The organism is Caproicibacterium sp. BJN0003 (genome assembly GCF_026314295.1).
GTDB lineage: Bacteria > Bacillota > Clostridia > Oscillospirales > Acutalibacteraceae > Caproicibacterium.
Genome location: NZ_CP111108.1, coordinates 2,347,726 through 2,363,048, shown reverse-complemented (window position 1 = coordinate 2,363,048; position 15,323 = coordinate 2,347,726). Strand labels below are relative to the sequence as shown.

General features: G+C 41.4%; 23 protein-coding genes and 1 tRNA gene. 4 read left to right on the top strand and 20 right to left on the bottom strand.

What is annotated here, in order from left to right; all coding sequences use genetic code 11:
- Positions 1 to 2: 2 nt before the first annotated feature.
- The 18 genes from OP489_RS11770 to OP489_RS11685 all read right to left on the bottom strand — a co-directional run bounded on the left by OP489_RS11770 (position 3) and on the right by OP489_RS11685 (position 7,527).
- Entirely contained in the window at positions 3 to 707 is a 705-nt protein-coding gene (locus tag OP489_RS11770) for a replisome organizer (RefSeq protein WP_266162176.1), read from the bottom strand.
- The gene (locus tag OP489_RS11765) at positions 700 to 999 is read right to left on the bottom strand and encodes a hypothetical protein (RefSeq protein ID WP_266162175.1); all 300 of its coding nucleotides are present in this window, start codon (positions 997 to 999) and stop codon (positions 700 to 702) included. The genes OP489_RS11770 and OP489_RS11765 overlap by 8 nt, the downstream gene beginning before the upstream one ends.
- 8 nt (positions 1,000 to 1,007) lie before the next feature.
- Positions 1,008 to 1,415: a single-stranded DNA-binding protein gene (locus tag OP489_RS11760; protein WP_266162174.1), complete on the bottom strand. Its 408-nt coding sequence runs from the start codon at positions 1,413 to 1,415 to the stop codon at positions 1,008 to 1,010.
- Positions 1,408 to 2,064, bottom strand: coding sequence for a hypothetical protein (locus OP489_RS11755; RefSeq protein WP_266162173.1), 657 nt, complete (start codon positions 2,062 to 2,064; stop codon positions 1,408 to 1,410). The genes OP489_RS11760 and OP489_RS11755 overlap by 8 nt, the downstream gene beginning before the upstream one ends.
- Positions 2,065 to 2,066: 2 nt before the next feature.
- Positions 2,067 to 2,360 carry a hypothetical protein gene (locus OP489_RS11750; protein WP_266162172.1) on the bottom strand — a complete coding sequence of 98 codons (294 nt, stop codon included), beginning with the start codon at positions 2,358 to 2,360 and terminating at the stop codon, positions 2,067 to 2,069.
- Positions 2,357 to 2,887 (bottom strand): hypothetical protein, encoded by a 531-nt coding sequence (locus OP489_RS11745; RefSeq protein ID WP_266162171.1) that lies wholly within the window; start codon positions 2,885 to 2,887, stop codon positions 2,357 to 2,359. The genes OP489_RS11750 and OP489_RS11745 overlap by 4 nt, the downstream gene beginning before the upstream one ends.
- Entirely contained in the window at positions 2,877 to 3,470 is a 594-nt protein-coding gene (locus OP489_RS11740; protein ID WP_266162170.1) for an ERF family protein, read from the bottom strand. Before OP489_RS11740 ends, OP489_RS11745 begins: the two co-directional genes overlap by 11 nt.
- A 10-nt stretch (positions 3,471 to 3,480) precedes the next feature.
- Positions 3,481 to 3,999 (bottom strand): siphovirus Gp157 family protein, encoded by a 519-nt coding sequence (locus OP489_RS11735; protein WP_266162169.1) that lies wholly within the window; start codon positions 3,997 to 3,999, stop codon positions 3,481 to 3,483.
- A 10-nt stretch (positions 4,000 to 4,009) separates the two neighbouring features.
- The gene (locus OP489_RS11730) at positions 4,010 to 4,309 is read right to left on the bottom strand and encodes a hypothetical protein (RefSeq protein WP_266162168.1); all 300 of its coding nucleotides are present in this window, start codon (positions 4,307 to 4,309) and stop codon (positions 4,010 to 4,012) included.
- Complete coding sequence (locus tag OP489_RS11725) at positions 4,309 to 4,779, bottom strand: sigma factor-like helix-turn-helix DNA-binding protein (RefSeq protein WP_266162167.1); 471 nt, start codon at positions 4,777 to 4,779, stop codon at positions 4,309 to 4,311. The genes OP489_RS11730 and OP489_RS11725 overlap by 1 nt, the downstream gene beginning before the upstream one ends.
- Position 4,780: 1 nt before the next feature.
- Positions 4,781 to 5,176: a Lar family restriction alleviation protein gene (locus OP489_RS11720; protein WP_266162166.1), complete on the bottom strand. Its 396-nt coding sequence runs from the start codon at positions 5,174 to 5,176 to the stop codon at positions 4,781 to 4,783.
- Positions 5,176 to 5,349, bottom strand: a complete 174-nt coding sequence (locus OP489_RS11715) for a hypothetical protein (protein WP_266162165.1) — start codon at positions 5,347 to 5,349, stop codon at positions 5,176 to 5,178. Before OP489_RS11715 ends, OP489_RS11720 begins: the two co-directional genes overlap by 1 nt.
- Positions 5,350 to 5,548: 199 nt before the next feature.
- Positions 5,549 to 5,755, bottom strand: coding sequence for a hypothetical protein (locus OP489_RS11710; RefSeq protein ID WP_266162164.1), 207 nt, complete (start codon positions 5,753 to 5,755; stop codon positions 5,549 to 5,551).
- On the bottom strand, positions 5,745 to 6,008 hold the full coding sequence (locus OP489_RS11705; protein ID WP_266162163.1) for a hypothetical protein: 264 nt from the start codon (positions 6,006 to 6,008) through the stop codon (positions 5,745 to 5,747). Before OP489_RS11705 ends, OP489_RS11710 begins: the two co-directional genes overlap by 11 nt.
- 15 nt (positions 6,009 to 6,023) lie before the next feature.
- Positions 6,024 to 6,251, bottom strand: a complete 228-nt coding sequence (locus OP489_RS11700) for a hypothetical protein (protein ID WP_266162162.1) — start codon at positions 6,249 to 6,251, stop codon at positions 6,024 to 6,026.
- Complete coding sequence (locus OP489_RS11695) at positions 6,241 to 7,017, bottom strand: phage antirepressor (RefSeq protein WP_266162161.1); 777 nt, start codon at positions 7,015 to 7,017, stop codon at positions 6,241 to 6,243. The genes OP489_RS11700 and OP489_RS11695 overlap by 11 nt, the downstream gene beginning before the upstream one ends.
- Before the next feature lie 14 nt (positions 7,018 to 7,031).
- Positions 7,032 to 7,364, bottom strand: a complete 333-nt coding sequence (locus OP489_RS11690) for a hypothetical protein (protein ID WP_266162160.1) — start codon at positions 7,362 to 7,364, stop codon at positions 7,032 to 7,034.
- A 16-nt stretch (positions 7,365 to 7,380) separates the two neighbouring features.
- Positions 7,381 to 7,527 (bottom strand): hypothetical protein, encoded by a 147-nt coding sequence (locus OP489_RS11685; protein ID WP_266162159.1) that lies wholly within the window; start codon positions 7,525 to 7,527, stop codon positions 7,381 to 7,383.
- A gap of 149 nt (positions 7,528 to 7,676) precedes the next feature.
- On the opposite strand from OP489_RS11685, the gene OP489_RS11680 reads away from it, so the two are divergent.
- The 3 genes from OP489_RS11680 (at position 7,677) to OP489_RS11670 (ending at position 10,259) form a co-directional block, all read left to right on the top strand.
- Positions 7,677 to 8,045, top strand: coding sequence for a helix-turn-helix domain-containing protein (locus OP489_RS11680; protein ID WP_266162158.1), 369 nt, complete (start codon positions 7,677 to 7,679; stop codon positions 8,043 to 8,045).
- A 359-nt stretch (positions 8,046 to 8,404) separates the two neighbouring features.
- Positions 8,405 to 9,046: a PH domain-containing protein gene (locus tag OP489_RS11675; protein WP_266162157.1), complete on the top strand. Its 642-nt coding sequence runs from the start codon at positions 8,405 to 8,407 to the stop codon at positions 9,044 to 9,046.
- Positions 9,047 to 9,059: 13 nt separating this feature from the next.
- Complete coding sequence (locus OP489_RS11670; protein ID WP_266162156.1) at positions 9,060 to 10,259, top strand: tyrosine-type recombinase/integrase; 1,200 nt, start codon at positions 9,060 to 9,062, stop codon at positions 10,257 to 10,259.
- 143 nt (positions 10,260 to 10,402) lie between these two features.
- Here OP489_RS11670 and OP489_RS11665 read toward each other — a convergent pair.
- Positions 10,403 to 10,479 (bottom strand) — tRNA-Arg (locus tag OP489_RS11665).
- Positions 10,480 to 10,531: 52 nt separating this feature from the next.
- Positions 10,532 to 12,568 (bottom strand): glycoside hydrolase family 13 protein, encoded by a 2,037-nt coding sequence (locus tag OP489_RS11660; protein ID WP_266162155.1) that lies wholly within the window; start codon positions 12,566 to 12,568, stop codon positions 10,532 to 10,534.
- Positions 12,569 to 12,842: 274 nt separating this feature from the next.
- On the opposite strand from OP489_RS11660, the gene OP489_RS11655 reads away from it, so the two are divergent.
- Complete coding sequence (locus tag OP489_RS11655) at positions 12,843 to 15,275, top strand: glycogen/starch/alpha-glucan phosphorylase (protein WP_266162154.1); 2,433 nt, start codon at positions 12,843 to 12,845, stop codon at positions 15,273 to 15,275.
- Positions 15,276 to 15,323: the final 48 nt, after the last annotated feature.

Here is a 15,323-nt window from a genome sequence, read left to right as displayed (position 1 = left end):
GTCTACCTCCCCAAGAAATCCGGAACGTCGTTACTGTAATCGGGAAAATTGCTTTGCTTTGGAGCGTTGCTCTTATCTCTCCGTTCCCATGTCCGAATAGCAGCTTTCCAATCTTTCATTTTGGTTTTTCCAATCAGCCAACCTTTGGAAGCATAGAAGTCGATAAACCGTTCAGCATCAATCCCATTCTTTCTTTCTGAACAATAGGATTTCACTTCTTCGATAGAGGGAGGATTGAATTGATGTGTTGATGTGATGGCTTTTGGTTGGGGAGCGTTTCCCTCTACACTAACCTTATCTAATCTAATCTTATCTAATCTAATCTGCGTATCCATGTTGTATACATTCTGTGTACAAGGGTCTTGAACCCTCTCGTATTCCTTGTTTTTGTTTTCTTTAAGCGAAGATTTTTCTTCAAGATAAATTGTTTCCTTATACCTGTCTTTTTGAATGTAATTATGTATTTTCCAATGCTTAATTACTACGACTCCACTCTCAAAAGGGATTATGAAACTTTTGGCACACAGAATCCTCATATCGTCGTCAGAACACCCAATCATTCTCTGAATCTTTTTGGGGTTATTGATAAACCCGTCGTCATCTGCTCTCATTGATAAATGAAAATATAAGGCTTGTGTTGATAATGGCATGTCAAGAAATATGTCGCTATCAATTACACTTTTTGCAAACATTCTTTTTTCAGCCACCTTTACACCTCCCAACTAGGCTATAAATAGGATTGTCGTTTTTGCGCTGCTGGCTAATTCTGTGTTCGCTCTCTTTTATGTACTCTTCCATTTCAGAAACATCATTCGTAAGCCAATAGCCACGATTTTTAGAGGAAGACAGGATTCTGTAATCACTGAATTTTTCTAAGCGAATATTGGCTTCTTTGATGTCATTCCGAATCTCACGATCTGCCCTATGGGTCAAGCGAGATAGTTCATTGCGAGAGATTGCGTTTTCTTTGCCTATATGCAAATAGCTTTCAATTTCCATATTTCACCTCAAAACGGGAGATCGTCATCTGTAATATCTTCGAATTTTTCATTGCTTCCATTATCATATCCGGGATTATTTGCTGGCTGATAGTCAGAACGATCACGTTTGCTTTCTGCAAAATGCACATTATCTGCCACAATTTCAAATGCCTTGCGCTTATTTCCGTCGCGGTCTGTATAAGAGCGAGTCTGAATAGCTCCTTGCACAATAGCCATGCTTCCCTTCTTAAACCACTTGCAAATCAGTTCCGCAGTACCGCGCCAAGCAACACAATCTATAAACGCAGTTTTTTTCTTCTCCCCATACCCAATGTCGTTTGCCAAAGTAAAAGAAGTGACTGATATATCATTTGAAGTCTTCCTGATCTCCGGCGTTGCGGTAAATCTGCCTTGAAGATTCACAGAATTAAGCATATAAATTCCTCCTAATATTCTTGTTGTTAAAATCTGGTTTCAAAAGCATTTCACTTTCTTTCCATCCACTTGAAATCCTGTTTCGCAATGTAGCAGCGGATATTCCGACTTTCTTCGACCATTCTGAGATCGAAAGCGTTTGCCCTTGAATTGTTAAATAAACAGTGTCTCTTCTATTGTTTTCTTGCTCTTCATATGTAGACCATTTACAATTTTTTGGCTCATAATTTCCATTGCAGTTGATACGGTCAATCGTAAGATTGCTAGCATACCCATTATTTAAAGCCCACTCGTGAAACGCTAAAAAATTATTTTTCCATTCAGAACAAACTCTTATTCCACGTCCACCATAGTTTTTGAAAGCAATGTTTTTAGGATAATAGCATCTGCTTTTCATACCGCACCAAATAGTCCAAAGCCGTGTTCCAGACATTCCATGCTTAGGCAAATGGTTATGTGGGGTAACCTCTTTTCTATAACAACCGCAACTTTTTGTTTTCCCTGATAGTAAGCTGTCTGACAAAATAACTTTTCTTTCGCCACATTCACATTGGCATAGCCACCGTGCCTTCCCATGCTTATTGTTGCTTGCTCGACTAATTACTGTAAGCCTACCGAATTTTTTTCCAAGCAAATTTATTGTTTTCATTATTACAAATAAGACCTCCCAAACTCTTCAATAAATTTTTGTGTGTCCCAACCGTACTTTTCCATTGCAGCTTTTTGCCCGGCTTGCTTTAGCATCAAGTCAAACTTATGACCGCATTTGCAATGCACTGCATAATTGCTCTCGTTGTGCATTTCAGGCTTTAGGAAAACAACTAGCCCGAGATCGATTGATTTTTGGCGATACGGACCGAAAAACACTTCGTGCCGGACAAGCCCTTCATACCGCTTATTTAACCAAAAAAGTCCGCATGGCATGATACAGTATTCTTCTTTCACGGGTTCCACCTCGATTTCATTTCTTCCAATTTGTCGGGTGGAAGCGTTTCAATCCCTTGTGCCTTGCAGTCCTGCACAATCGTGTCGATAAGCCGTGACATCTGCGCCGTATCATATGTTGACGATCCTTGATAGGCGATTATATTAATCAGTCCATAAGATTCTGATAATGGCTTCGCAATCCAGCCTATACCATGAGATTCCCATAAATGGCAAAATTTTTCCGCTTCCTCTTTTTTGATTGTCACCATTTCACAATTACCGCCAATGTCCTGTATTTCCTGCCGGTAAATTTCAGATTTTGGAATGCCGGTTTTCTCCGCGAGTTTGTCACATAACGTCCAAAAATAGGCGTTAGAGTCAAGACTGCGTTTCTTTCTTTTCCTAGATATTTTGGCGGTATAAATCTTGTCCTTCTCAACCGCATCACAAATCCTTTTTGCGAGGCGGTCTTGTGGGGTATGTAGGCATAGCCAAGAACCGCGATCGTCAATCAGTAGGTGGCAACCCTCAAAATCAAGTTCCATCTTTCAATTTCTCCGCTTTCGCCTTTACAGAGCATTCGGCGCACAAAGCTTTTTTGTATCTTGCTTTTGTATTTGCAACTAGGGCTTCGACTCCGATTATTTCGCCTTTTAGCGTTTTAAAAGGCTTTATCGGCTTTCCACATTCTTCACAGATATATTCTTTTGGCTTATCTGCCGGTCTGTCAGCCGCTTTTTTGTATCCGTCGGTGTCTGCGTCTTTGGTATCATCAATCAAAAACAGGCCATTCAGAGCGTATTTGCGCGCATAGCTGGAAGCGGTTCCGGTAATCTGGCTGTCGTCCATACCTTTTTTTGACTGTGATTCCCTGGCATATGCCGTGACTTCGATTGCTTCTCCATCTGCATTTTTTAGTCTTGCCGTTGCCATTATGTAATGCCAATCGCCGGATAAAATCACGCTGTCTGACAAGACAAGGGAAAGCCCATTTTTTGATAAAATCGGTTTTACCGCTTCCAAGATGTCCTCACAACTCCGATAGTTGTATTTTCCGAAACTGTTATATTGGCCTTTTGGGGCTTTTAACTCTTTTTGGACTTCCAAAAGTTGAGATTCAATTTTCATCTTTTTTACCTCACTTAATTGTCAATCTAGGTGCGCCGTCTCTTAGTTCCGCTCCATCAACCAATTTTCCAGCCTGTAAAATTTCTTTTAGCTTTGCCTTGTCAACGTTTGTTGGCTTTCCGTAATCATAAGGCTTCCAAGCTTCTTGACAATTTTTAAGAATATGCAAGTCTGTAATAACGACGGATTTTGATGGTTTTCCGATAGAGACTTTGTTCCTAGGGGTTTCAATTTTGCTTTTTCCTACAAGTGCCATTGCCTGTCTGATATAATCTTTCATGCGATCGCGCTGGTGTTCTTTTACAGATTGCCTCTCGGAAAGCTTGTCCTTTTCGGCTTTGATCGCCGTAGCATCTGCATCTAATTGCTTTACAATGCAAGCGATAGAGTCAATTTTTTCTTCAAATTCTCCGTCAATCGCGCCCAAAGTATCTTCGACTGCTTCGTCAGGGATTTCTCCGGCTTCCAATGCGTCCAAAAACGCTTTATAGTTACTGCCGACTTCGTAAAGTCCGTTAATAATTCCCATTTCTTTCACCTCAAAATTCAAGTTTCTTTGAAAAGTCAACTGAATAAGCGTGTCCATCAATTAAACATTCGACCGTTGCATAGGGCTCTGTGCTTTGTTCCATTCTTGAAGATGTCACTTTCCCATCAAAGCAAGACACGACTTCTATCAATTTAAGTAATGCCTTTGTCATGTTGATGTAATTCTCGGGGCAGTCCTCGAGAGAAATCTTGCTTTTTTTAATGGAATGTGGTAAGGTTGGTTCAGATGGTTTTTCTTTGCCACTCTGAATGTTGGTAGCGTTCAGAGCGGTATTTTTTTGTTCTGACATTAATTTTCCTCCATTCTTTTTATGTAAGGCTCCACATATTTTAGAAATTTCTTGATTCTTTCAAGCCCCTTTTTATACTGGTCGCTTACGGTTGTGGGGGTAATCCCAATTTCTAAGGCAATGTCTTTTACTCTCTCTCCACTAATCCGTTTTAGTACAATCGTTCTTTGGGATTCCGTTAATTCATTTTTTATGATTTTCATTGCAGCCTTGTAAAGCTCGTCCCTTAAATGGCTGTTATCTGATTTAATATCGTCCCAGGGCATAAGCATTTGAGGGGAATATCCATTTTCCAGCATGGCATCATATGAAAGCAATTTGGCCTTGCGCAAGTTTATTTGTTTTCCATTTCTAAGCGTTTCCTGATCTAATAAGCTTTGTTTGCATTGGACAAGCAATGCTGCATTAGATTTATTTTTGCTTCGGCTTATGGATTGCTTGACAAATTCAAGCTCATGTCCAATACTCATTTCATTTTTCCTCTGTGGTGTACCAATCAGGTTTTAACCGCATACAGCTGTCACAGGGGGGCTCAAATGCAGAATCAGAGATATGTTTACACCCCTCACAGTTCATTGCCTTATTTTCCAGTGAAGATTGCAATAGCCTTGCGGCATCTCCGCATATAACATGTTCCGCATCTTCGTATTTATCGTAAAGTTTCCAAAGGCCTTTGATAATTTCAGATCTGCTTTTCGCTTTTGGACAACGATTCCACGCAGAAATGGCTTGTTCCTTGGTCATATTAAACCCGAGAACGTGCGGTCCATGAGACCAACAATTACCACATTCCACAAAATTATCATTTAGTACAGTTCTGATTCTTGCTTTCCCTCCGCAGAACGGGCACGGTTTTAGTTTGTCCATCACTCAACCCTCATTTCTACTCTATTTTTGCTTTTCAAATTTGCAACGTGCCTTTGCTCACGCGCCCATTCGCGCATGGCCTTTTTTCGATAGCAGGAAACCGAAATCTTTTTGACTGAATAGATTGCTACCGATACAATAGCGATCAATCCCACATACTCTAATAGGTCCATTGCTTTTCCTCCTTGTTTCTCACTATTGGAAACCGTTTCTTAAGCAAGGTTTGGCAACCGCAATAAGGGCAGTCCATAGTGTCAAAAACATCAGATGGGCTTTTAAGGCTATCAGTAATTCCTTTTGGCTCGTACGATAGATAAACCTTGTTTTTAATAGGCAAGAATTTATTTCCGCAAACGCTGCATACTTGCTCTTTTAGCATTTCTTTTCCTCCTCTAAAATTTTTCCTTCCTCAATCCCAATTGCTCTCGAAAGCAATCTTTCCGTCATTGGCCGCACATTCTTGCTGTTTAAAGCGTTAAAGACAGTGTAGGTTGACAAGCCGGATTTTTTGGAAAGCTTTGTTTGGGTTAGATTGTGTATTGCCATCTGAAATTTTAGCTTTGAGCCATTAATTTTCATGATCGGGATCATCTTCTCCTAAAAACTGCATTTCTTTCAAATGATCTGGCTCTGATTCTTCCGGCATGAATTGGGCTTTTCTCAAATAGTCGACTTTTGGAATTTCATCTTCTTCCAGCACTGAAAAAGCTGCTTTCAGTTCGTCGGAAGCTTTTTTCAAATGCCCCACGCATGATAAGATTTCTTCTCGATTGGAAATTTTAATTCGATTGGGAATTTTAATTTTTGCTTCAATATCAATTAAGTTCGCCACGACTTTTACTTCCTTTCAATTTGGTTTGATTTCGATATTCAGCGTGCCTTTTTGATAGGCAACTAGCAGTCCGGGGCTGATATGGTAAGACCATTTGCCGCTAGGATTCTGGACAGCACTTCCGATCGGGAGCCGATTTTGCTGCAAGCCAAGACGGATAAACGTTGGCGTTTCTTTTATGTACTTAGCGGCTGTAGTTGGGAGAACGCTTTGCATTGACAGAATATCTTTTTCAGTTATCATAATTTTCACTTCCCAAAAACTTATTTACGAAATATCTCTGGCCGCGTCCCGTCACCTTTGTCGTGCGGTTTACGGTTATGTGACCGTCTGAATGGGTGATCGCGGTTTCCTTTACCTTAAACAACCCCATTTCCATTGATCTCTGGGTTGGGGAATTATAGTCTGTCCCCTTGCGTCGAATAAGATAGCCGTTATTGCGGAGCCATTCAAACAATCTTTTCTCTCCAATGTTTACGCCATTTTGCTTAATAACTTTGGCAAGCTCCCCAATCAGCATTGGGCTTTCACTTGCCGCTACCGCGTCCGCAAAGAGGACTTTTGGCCTATCTTGATTAACTTTATCCTCTAGCACCTTGCGCTTGTCCTGCTCCTCTTTAAGGGCAGTTAACAATTTGATTCCGCTTTCCGGGTTTTGGATAAGGCTTTCAATCGTTGCTGGTGTTGCATACGCTCCATGCTTTCGGATTGATGGAATCACTTCATGCGTTACCCAACGTTTAAAAGGCTTTGCCTGTGGCTTGCGACTTCCGAGGGCTAAACTGTACAGGCCGGACTCGGAGACAATTTGCATTTGCTGCTTTCCACCAAGGGTGTCAGTTAAACTGACGTCCTTTTCATCTTCGTCAAGCCGATCAACCGCCATGCGGCTATTAGCAATTTCTAATGCCTTGCAAACATCAATCGCTACAAACCACGGTTCGCCTTCCTTGACGATCGTCCGAAGTTCTCCAAAATCAGAATTTTTGAAAATTTGTAAATCGTTCATTTTTTCACTTCCTTTTAATAATTTTTTGACTGTTCTCCGCGAATATCATGACTGGATAAATCAGCCGTGATCTTGTCAATGAATTTTGCGCCTTTAATCGGTTCTACTATCTGAGTATCACGAGTGGATTTAGAGCCAGAAAGATCAACCGTAATCCCACGAAGATTTTCTTTAGGCTGCTTCGGCGAATAGGGTTCACCGTCAACAGTTAGTTTCAGATCAAGCGACGCGGCTAATTCTTTCACTTCCTGCAAAAGTGATTTAAGCTGCTTCGCTTTTTCTATCGCTTCGTCTATACCATTAATCTGTGCGGTAATTTTTACGGTTTTATCTGTTACTGTTGCCATTGTTTTTCATCTCCTTTTAAGCTGATTTCTTTTCGACTGACGCCATCTGCCCGGCGATAAATCCCATTACAGTCGCTTGCTGCAAAACGGTCATTTTCTGGAAAGACTCAATCACGTCTTCCACGGTCTCAATTTTTGGAACGGAAACGTTGAATTTATCCATTTGCTTTTCACCTCACTTTCTGTACCTTATGCAACTATATTAATACAGCTTGCAACTAATGTCAAGCGTTTTTAAAACATTTTTTAAAATTATTTGTTGACTACGCGACTAAACTGATATATAATAAATAATTGAAAGGAGGAAAAATAATGACAATTGGAGAGCGAATTACAAGTTTGAGAAAAGAATCTGGAATGACTCAAAATGATCTCGCAAAAAAGATTGGAAGTTCCAGAAACACAATTGCTTGCTATGAAATCGGAGTAAGAAACCCTACAGGGACAGCTACTAAATCAATAGCAAAAGAATTTGGGGTCAAAGAAGAATGGCTTAAAACCGGAGAAGGGGAAAAGCAAGACAATACGGAAGCTGCTGTCGTAGCAAAAATCGTACAAATGCTAAGCGGAGAGAATCCGGAAGCACTATCACTTTTTAAAGCATTTGCGGAATTTGGAGAATCAGACTGGCAAGCGGTTAAAAAATTTATGCAGGCAATAAAAAAAGACGAGACACTTTGAAGGTGCCTCGCCTTTTGGCGTTTAATCACTTATCTTGTTTCGTCCATTCAACCGTAAACTCGTAAATCCATTTTAATATTCGCTTACTTTTTACTGATCTGACAATTTCAATTATCATTGACTTATAATCCATTCGTTCCATCTCCTAAAATACGCACATTTGTTCTTGTAGCTTCTTTATTTTAGAACAGAAGTTCGACAAAATCAATACAAAAATTGGAATTTTTTAAAAAATAAAATCTCATGGGTCATTTTTGACCCATGAGGTGAAAAAACAAAATAAATTTTGGGCTATTGTATTGAATCTTGTTAGATACTGGAATATATTGTAAGTATCTATAATTAAAGGAGAGAAAAATATGTTTGGAAAAAATAACGTGAAGCAGAAACATGCAGGGATAGTCGATAATGATGCAGATTTTATCCCAATGCACACAGCAGAGGAAATGTATAACTATTGTATTACCCATAAGTTCGGGTCTGGAACGATAAAGAGTTGGGCTTTGAAACATTTTCAAATAATTGAGGACAATTTAATGCGTAATGAAACCGTGTATATGACATTCATTGGGCTACATAATTATAAATCTTCAACAAGCCATGATAAAAACTTTGCATATGCTATCACAGATAAAAGAATAATGATAGCTCAAAAGCAGCCTTTGGGAAAAGTATTTCAAACAGTTAATATCAGTAATATCAATGATATTACTTTCAGCTCTGGAATTTTGATGGGAATACTCACAATAGACACATACAAAGAGGTTTTTAATGTAGGGCTAGGAAAAGATGAAGCAGAGAATATTAATTCCCTTATTCATATTGTAATAGACAAAATAAAATCAGATAATAATAAACCGGCTGCGCCGGAATCTCCAAGGATTGAATCTCCCGCGCCTTCAGCTGCAGATGAACTGCTAAAGTATAAAGGCTTGTTAGATGCCGGGGCGATAACACAAGAGGAATACGACGCTAAGAAGAAGCAATTATTAGGGTTATAAAAAGGTGGCAACTATGCCTAATTGTAAAAACTGCAGAAAAAAATTATCAGACGATTGGATTTATTGCCCCTGGTGCGGGAAAAAGCAGATAGAAACAAAAAGAAAAACGATCAAAAGGGAAAACGGAACCGGGTCGATTTTTAAACGATATGACATTAAGAACCGTCCATATGTGGCTTTATGCCCTTCTGAATCCGACAAGAAGAGGGAAGCAATTGGGTATTACGCAACCGCACAGGAAGCTAAAGACGCGCTATATGACTATAAAAAGAATCCTACAGATAAATTAAATATCACTTTAGAAGAGCTGTATGCAGAATGGAAGCCGATCGGGCTTAAAGATAAATCAAAGCAGTTATCCGATAGTTATAGAGCAGCTTATAACAAGCTTTCCCCTCTTTGGAAAATAAGATTTCGTGAGATCGGTTACGGACAAGTTCAAAATATTTTAGAGTCTTTGCAAAAGCCGCACACCAAATGCGATAAAAAGGGCGTAGCCACTTTAAAAGGTGGAAAGCCAGTAATTTTACCACCATCATCTTATTCGTCCCTACACGACGTTAAGGTGCTTTGTGGGCTATTATGCAAATTTGCAGCTAAAAATAATATTGTTAGAGATAATTGGGCGGTATTGTTAGACCTCCCGAAGAAATCACAGTCCGTAAAAGATTGTTTTGATGACTTAGAAAGAAAGAAGATTGAAAATGCTGCATTTGGTACAGCAGGATCGGAAAAAGTTCCGTTTGCAGATTTCATACTATTTATGACATACACCGGATTGCGTATCACCGAATTTTTAAACCTAACAAAATTTAGCGTCCGAGAATCAAATGGAAATTACGCTCTATATGGCGGTATTAAAACAGATGCCGGTAAAAACAAAGTTGTGCCAGTTCACCATAAAATAGTCCCAATTCTAAAAGAGTGGATTGCAAAAGGAGGACAAACAGTTTTTTGTAAAGATGATGGAAGCCCTTATAGAGCTGAATATTTCCGTAAAAAATGTTATTATCCTGCATTAGAGCAGATCGGAGTCAGAAAGCTATCTCCCCACGCTACCCGAAGGACGTGCGCAACAATGATGTCGGCTGCCGGAGTCCGTGAAGAAGATTTTATTGCAATCATGGGTCACACCGATTTTAGTGTTGATATTGATAGCTATATTTTTCAAACCGCAGAAAAGCTACAGCCAGCTATAGAAAAGCTATCATAAACACGTAGCAACCGCGTAGCAACCGCCGACGTTTCCCCGATTTTTCAGCGATTTTCAGCGGTTTTGATGCAAAAATAGAAAAAAGAAAAGCCGCATCAAATAGTCAATAAATGGCTATCTAATGCGGATTTCTTAAAATTCTTTGGTGCGCCCACGGGGATTCGAACCCAGGACCTCTTGATTCGTAGTCAAGCACTCTATCCAGCTGAGCTATGAGCGCATAAGCTATCATCTTGACAGCTTTTTCATTATAGACAATCTATTAAAAAAAGTCAAGTGCTTTTTTTGGAATCTGACTTTTGGGAATCTATTTTTTCAAGAAAATCCATCAGCTGTTCTTTGATTACGGGTTTTTGTTCGCTCTCTAAAATCTGGTCTTTGATGGACTCGATTGTTTCATTGAAAGAGGGGGCAGGCAGAGCTTCTAAAGAAGGATTTGGTCCCGCAATCTTTCTGAGAGAGAGTAAGAGTATCCCCTGTGCTTCGAGAGTTACACTGCCGTTTCGATCTGGCTCCGGCCCAAATTCAACCTGTGCCGTGCGCCAGTCGTTGGGAAGATAGAAGGGTTCTTCCGAATCTGCCGCGTTAACGGCGATCAGGAGCTGATCACGCAGATTGCTGCGGGTATAGATCAGCAGATGACCGCTTGCGTGAATCGGCTGAAAGTCCCCTTCTTTTAAACAGGAAAATTCTTTACGAAGAGAACCTAAACCACGGTACCATTCCAAAAGATCGGCGTCTTCGTTTCCCCATGGATAAACCCGGCGGTTAAAGGGATCCCGATAGCCTTCCATACCGGCTTCATCCCCATAATAAAGGCATGGGACTCCCGGCAGTGTATATTGAATGAGGGATGCTGCTTTAAGCCGCTCAACTCCATGAGCCCGCTGTTCCTCTGAGAGTTTTTGCTCGCTCTGCCATTTTCGGTCACGCCCGTTAAGCGGTTCTCCGCCTAATGCGCTCAAAGCCCGCTCGGTATCGTGTGTTCCAATATGATTCATTAAAATTCGAATCGTTTGCGGCGGATAATTTTCTAAAATTTCGGTGATGGATTCCATGATCTGTGCCGCGTCCTGCCCAGAAAGAAAGCCCAAAATTGCGTTGCGAAATGGATAATTCATGACGCTGTCAAGCTGATTCCCTAAAAGATATCGCCGCCTTTTTCCATAAGCATATTTTGTGGTGGCATCTTCCCAGACTTCCCCGAGGATAACTGCATCCGGATTTTCTTCCCGTGCAGCTTTGCGGATGTCTTCCAGAAAATCGTCAGGCAGTTCGTCTGCAACATCTAAGCGCCAGCCGGAAGCTCCGGCGCGAATCCATTTGCGGATAATTCCATCTTTTCCCGTGATATAATTACGGTAATCCGGATTTTCTTCCTTTACATCGGGCAAGGTATTAAAATTCCACCAGCATTCATAATCATTTGGCCAATTGTGAAAACGATACCATGAATAGTAAGGGGAGTCTTTGCTCTGATAGGCTCCGGGTCCCGGATAACGACCTTCCCGATTAAAATAAATACTGTCGCTGCCGGTATGATTGAAGACACCGTCAATGATTACATGGATTCCGAGTCTTTTGGCTTCTCTGCAAAGAGTGCAAAAATCTTCCTCATTGCCGAGGAGCGGGTCAATTTTTTCATAATTTGCTGTGTTGTAGCGATGATTGGAATGAGCCTCAAAAATGGGGTTTAGATAAATGCAGGTGACTCCTAACCCTTTTAAATAATCCAGCTTTTGAGTGATTCCAGGGAGATCGCCTCCAAAATAGTCGTTATTTTTGATGATTCCTTTTTCGCCAAACTGCCAGATCGGTTCTTCGTCCCATTTTTTATGAAGCATCCGGTCATTTGGAACATTGAATTTTTCTTTACCGGAAGCAAAAAAGCGGTCGGGAAAAATTTGGTACATCACACCGCCGGAAAGCCAATCCGGCGTGCGGTAGGTATGCTCAAAAACAGTCAGCTGCCACAGCCTCCCAATAGGACCGTGAAAAGCGGAATCTTCGCCGTCTGTTCCTCGATAAAGATCCTGCCAGCCGCGCCATGTATTCACCTGAAAATGATAGAAATAGAGTCCTTCTTCCTGCGGAATAAAGTGGCATTCCCACCATTCAAAGTTTTCTCCGTTCATTCCGCACCAAAAAAGGTCCAGTGTGGAAAGACTTTGATCCTGGTCGTGCAGAACCAAAAGCCGCACTGCGCTGACCCGTAAATCGCGCGGCATGGTCACGCGAAAATGAACGGGCTGATGGTCGCCTACGGCCCCCATAGGACTGCGATAAGACAGACTGCGTGAATTAAACATTAGTTGTTCCTCGGTTCTAATCATTCGGCTGCAAATTACTTTTAGTTTAATAGATTCTGTTTTGGATTGCAACTTTTTGCAAAAGGAAAATATAGAGGAAAACGAAAAGGCATGAATATGTTTGATGGGTTAGATGTAAAATGATTTTGGATTGTTGCAACATAACGGGATTTATTTTATAATAATGAAACAATCCCACTTTGTGAATTTTCGAACAAAAACATTGGAGAAAGCCGGCAGCAATCCAAATGAGGCTTTCATTGGAGGAGCGCAAATGAATTATCATTTATCCGAAAAAGAAATACAAAATCGTGTTCTTGCAAAATTGGGGCAGAATTTTGGGGTTGCGCTGGACAATGCGACAGATGATCAATGCTATAAAGCGGTCGCTAAAGTTGTGATTGATCTTCTTTCAAAAGGATATAGTGAATTTTCAGAAAAAGCAGAAAAAAATCATACAAAGCACGTGTATTATCTTTGCATGGAATTTTTGATGGGGCGCAGCCTGAAAAACAATCTTTGGAATTTGGGGCTGGAAGAACCTTTTCGGCAAGCCCTGGGGGAAATGGGCTTAAAACTCGATCGTCTTTATGACTGCGAGCCGGATGCCGGACTTGGAAACGGCGGATTGGGAAGACTGGCCGCCTGCTTTTTGGACGGATTAGCGACCGATGGCTATCCTGCTACCGGATACAGTCTTTGCTATGAATATGGGGTCTTTCGCCAGAAGCTGGTAGACGGCTGGCAGACGGAACTGCCTGATTTTTGGTTGCCCGGCGGTCAGGTCTGGCTGCGTGAAATCCCGGAAAAAGCAGTAGAAGTCCATTTTGACGGGCATATTGAAGAGTCATGGTCCGGTTCTCATCATATGACAATCCATAAAGACTATACCAATATTATTGCAATTCCATGTGATATGTATGTTTCCGGAGTAGACGGCAAGGGGATTTCGTGTTTGCGGATTTGGAAGAGCAAAAGCCCTGATTTTAATATGAAGCTTTTTAATTCCGGCGAATATCTGCGGGCGATGGAGCGAAATGCAATGGCAGAAGTGATTACGAAGGTGCTTTATCCGGAAGATAATCACATGGAAGGAAAAAGCCTGCGGCTTACCCAACAGTATTTTTTGGTGAGCGCCAGTATTCAGGATATTGTTAGGAATCATCTTTTCCACTATTCAACGCTGGATAATTTGCCCGATTTGGTGGCAATCCATCTGAATGATACACACCCGGTCCTTGCGATCCCCGAACTGATGCGGATTATGTTGGATGAGTGTGGTTACAGTTGGGAAAACGCATGGGATATTACCACTCGTACGTTTGCCTATACAAACCATACCGTGATGAAGGAAGCACTGGAATGTTGGAATACGGACTTGTTCCGTCTGCGTCTGCCAAGAATTTATCAGATTATCGAGGAGATCAACCGCCGCTTCTGCGCTGAAATGCATGGGCATGGTGTGGACGGTTATAAGGTTGGTCGTATGGCACCGCTCAACGATGGATTTGTCAAGATGGCAAACCTGGCTGTTGTAGGAGCACATCATGTAAACGGGGTTTCGGGTCTGCACAGCCAAATTTTAAAAGATACGGTTTTTCATGACTTTTATACGGAAATGCCTCAGAAATTTACGAATGTGACGAATGGAATTGCGCACAGAAGATGGCTTTGTCAGGCGAACCCGGGGCTTTCAGAGCTGCTGACCGAAAAAACCGGGGACGGATATATTCATTTTGCCGATGAACTTAAAAAGTTTGAAAAATTTAAAGACGACAGATCAACGCTGGAAGCTCTTTCTAAAATTAAGCGTGAAAACAAAGAACGTTTAGCTGACTATATTCAGAGAGAAAATGGAATCATACTAGATCCTGATTCCATTTTTGACGTGCAGGTAAAAAGAATGCATGAGTATAAACGCCAGCATCTGAATGCACTGCATATCCTTTCTACCTATCAGTGGCTGCGGGAAAATCCGAATGCCGATTTTCAGCCGCGCACCTATCTTTTCGGAGCGAAAGCGGCGCCCGGCTATTATCTTGCGAAGCAGATTATACGGTTTATCTATCAGCTTTCGCAGGTCATTGACAATGACCCCCGCGTAAAAGAGAAACTTAAGATTGTCTATATCGAGGATTATCGAGTTACGCTGGCAGAATTGATGATTCCAGCGGCCGATATCAGTGAACAGATTTCCCTAGCAGGCACCGAGGCGAGCGGCACCAGTAATATGAAATTTATGATTAATGGAGCGGTCACGCTGGGAACGCTGGACGGCGCCAATGTGGAGATTCATGATTCTGTGGGGGACGATAATATGCTTCTCTTCGGAATGACTACGCAGGAAGTGAACAGTTTAAAGCAAGCGGGATATCATCCGCGGCAGATTTATGAAAACAATCCGATTATTCACAGAGCGGTCGATGAGATACACACCGGTTGGAATGGAAATGATTTTTCGGAAATTGCGGATTCGCTGATTAATCAAGATCCATACATGGTTTTAGCTGATTTTGATAGCTATGCGAAAGCGCAGCAAAAATCGGCGAAGCTCTATCAGGATTCGCTCAGTTGGCAGAAGATGTGCCTAACTAATATTGCAAATGCGGGAAGATTTGCGGCTGACCGTGCGATCCACGAATATGCGGCAAATATTTGGAACTGCATGCCGGTTCCTGGGGTTGCCCCAAAACCTAATCATGAATAAACAGGTTAGCCAATCACAAAGAGCGTTGCTTTATTTTGCGGCTTTTAT

What these genes read in the sequence shown, in the direction of transcription:
- OP489_RS11655 (WP_266162154.1), top strand. Translation starts at nt 12,843, where the DNA reads ATGAATTATCATTTATCCGAAAAAGAAATACAAAATCGTGTTCTTGCA.
- OP489_RS11670 (WP_266162156.1), top strand. Translation starts at nt 9,060, where the DNA reads ATGCCTAATTGTAAAAACTGCAGAAAAAAATTATCAGACGATTGGATT.
- OP489_RS11700 (WP_266162162.1), bottom strand. Translation starts at nt 6,251, where the DNA reads ATGATAACTGAAAAAGATATTCTGTCAATGCAAAGCGTTCTCCCAACT.
- OP489_RS11745 (WP_266162171.1), bottom strand. Translation starts at nt 2,887, where the DNA reads ATGGAACTTGATTTTGAGGGTTGCCACCTACTGATTGACGATCGCGGT.
- OP489_RS11730 (WP_266162168.1), bottom strand. Translation starts at nt 4,309, where the DNA reads ATGTCAGAACAAAAAAATACCGCTCTGAACGCTACCAACATTCAGAGT.
- OP489_RS11680 (WP_266162158.1), top strand. Translation starts at nt 7,677, where the DNA reads ATGACAATTGGAGAGCGAATTACAAGTTTGAGAAAAGAATCTGGAATG.
- OP489_RS11690 (WP_266162160.1), bottom strand. Translation starts at nt 7,364, where the DNA reads ATGGCAACAGTAACAGATAAAACCGTAAAAATTACCGCACAGATTAAT.
- OP489_RS11695 (WP_266162161.1), bottom strand. Translation starts at nt 7,017, where the DNA reads ATGAACGATTTACAAATTTTCAAAAATTCTGATTTTGGAGAACTTCGG.
- OP489_RS11675 (WP_266162157.1), top strand. Translation starts at nt 8,405, where the DNA reads ATGTTTGGAAAAAATAACGTGAAGCAGAAACATGCAGGGATAGTCGAT.
- OP489_RS11765 (WP_266162175.1), bottom strand. Translation starts at nt 999, where the DNA reads ATGGAAATTGAAAGCTATTTGCATATAGGCAAAGAAAACGCAATCTCT.
- OP489_RS11685 (WP_266162159.1), bottom strand. Translation starts at nt 7,527, where the DNA reads ATGGATAAATTCAACGTTTCCGTTCCAAAAATTGAGACCGTGGAAGAC.
- OP489_RS11720 (WP_266162166.1), bottom strand. Translation starts at nt 5,176, where the DNA reads ATGGACAAACTAAAACCGTGCCCGTTCTGCGGAGGGAAAGCAAGAATC.
- OP489_RS11760 (WP_266162174.1), bottom strand. Translation starts at nt 1,415, where the DNA reads ATGCTTAATTCTGTGAATCTTCAAGGCAGATTTACCGCAACGCCGGAG.
- OP489_RS11740 (WP_266162170.1), bottom strand. Translation starts at nt 3,470, where the DNA reads ATGAAAATTGAATCTCAACTTTTGGAAGTCCAAAAAGAGTTAAAAGCC.
- OP489_RS11735 (WP_266162169.1), bottom strand. Translation starts at nt 3,999, where the DNA reads ATGGGAATTATTAACGGACTTTACGAAGTCGGCAGTAACTATAAAGCG.
- OP489_RS11755 (WP_266162173.1), bottom strand. Translation starts at nt 2,064, where the DNA reads ATGAAAACAATAAATTTGCTTGGAAAAAAATTCGGTAGGCTTACAGTA.
- OP489_RS11660 (WP_266162155.1), bottom strand. Translation starts at nt 12,568, where the DNA reads ATGTTTAATTCACGCAGTCTGTCTTATCGCAGTCCTATGGGGGCCGTA.
- OP489_RS11725 (WP_266162167.1), bottom strand. Translation starts at nt 4,779, where the DNA reads ATGAGTATTGGACATGAGCTTGAATTTGTCAAGCAATCCATAAGCCGA.
- OP489_RS11715 (WP_266162165.1), bottom strand. Translation starts at nt 5,349, where the DNA reads ATGGACCTATTAGAGTATGTGGGATTGATCGCTATTGTATCGGTAGCA.
- OP489_RS11710 (WP_266162164.1), bottom strand. Translation starts at nt 5,755, where the DNA reads ATGAAAATTAATGGCTCAAAGCTAAAATTTCAGATGGCAATACACAAT.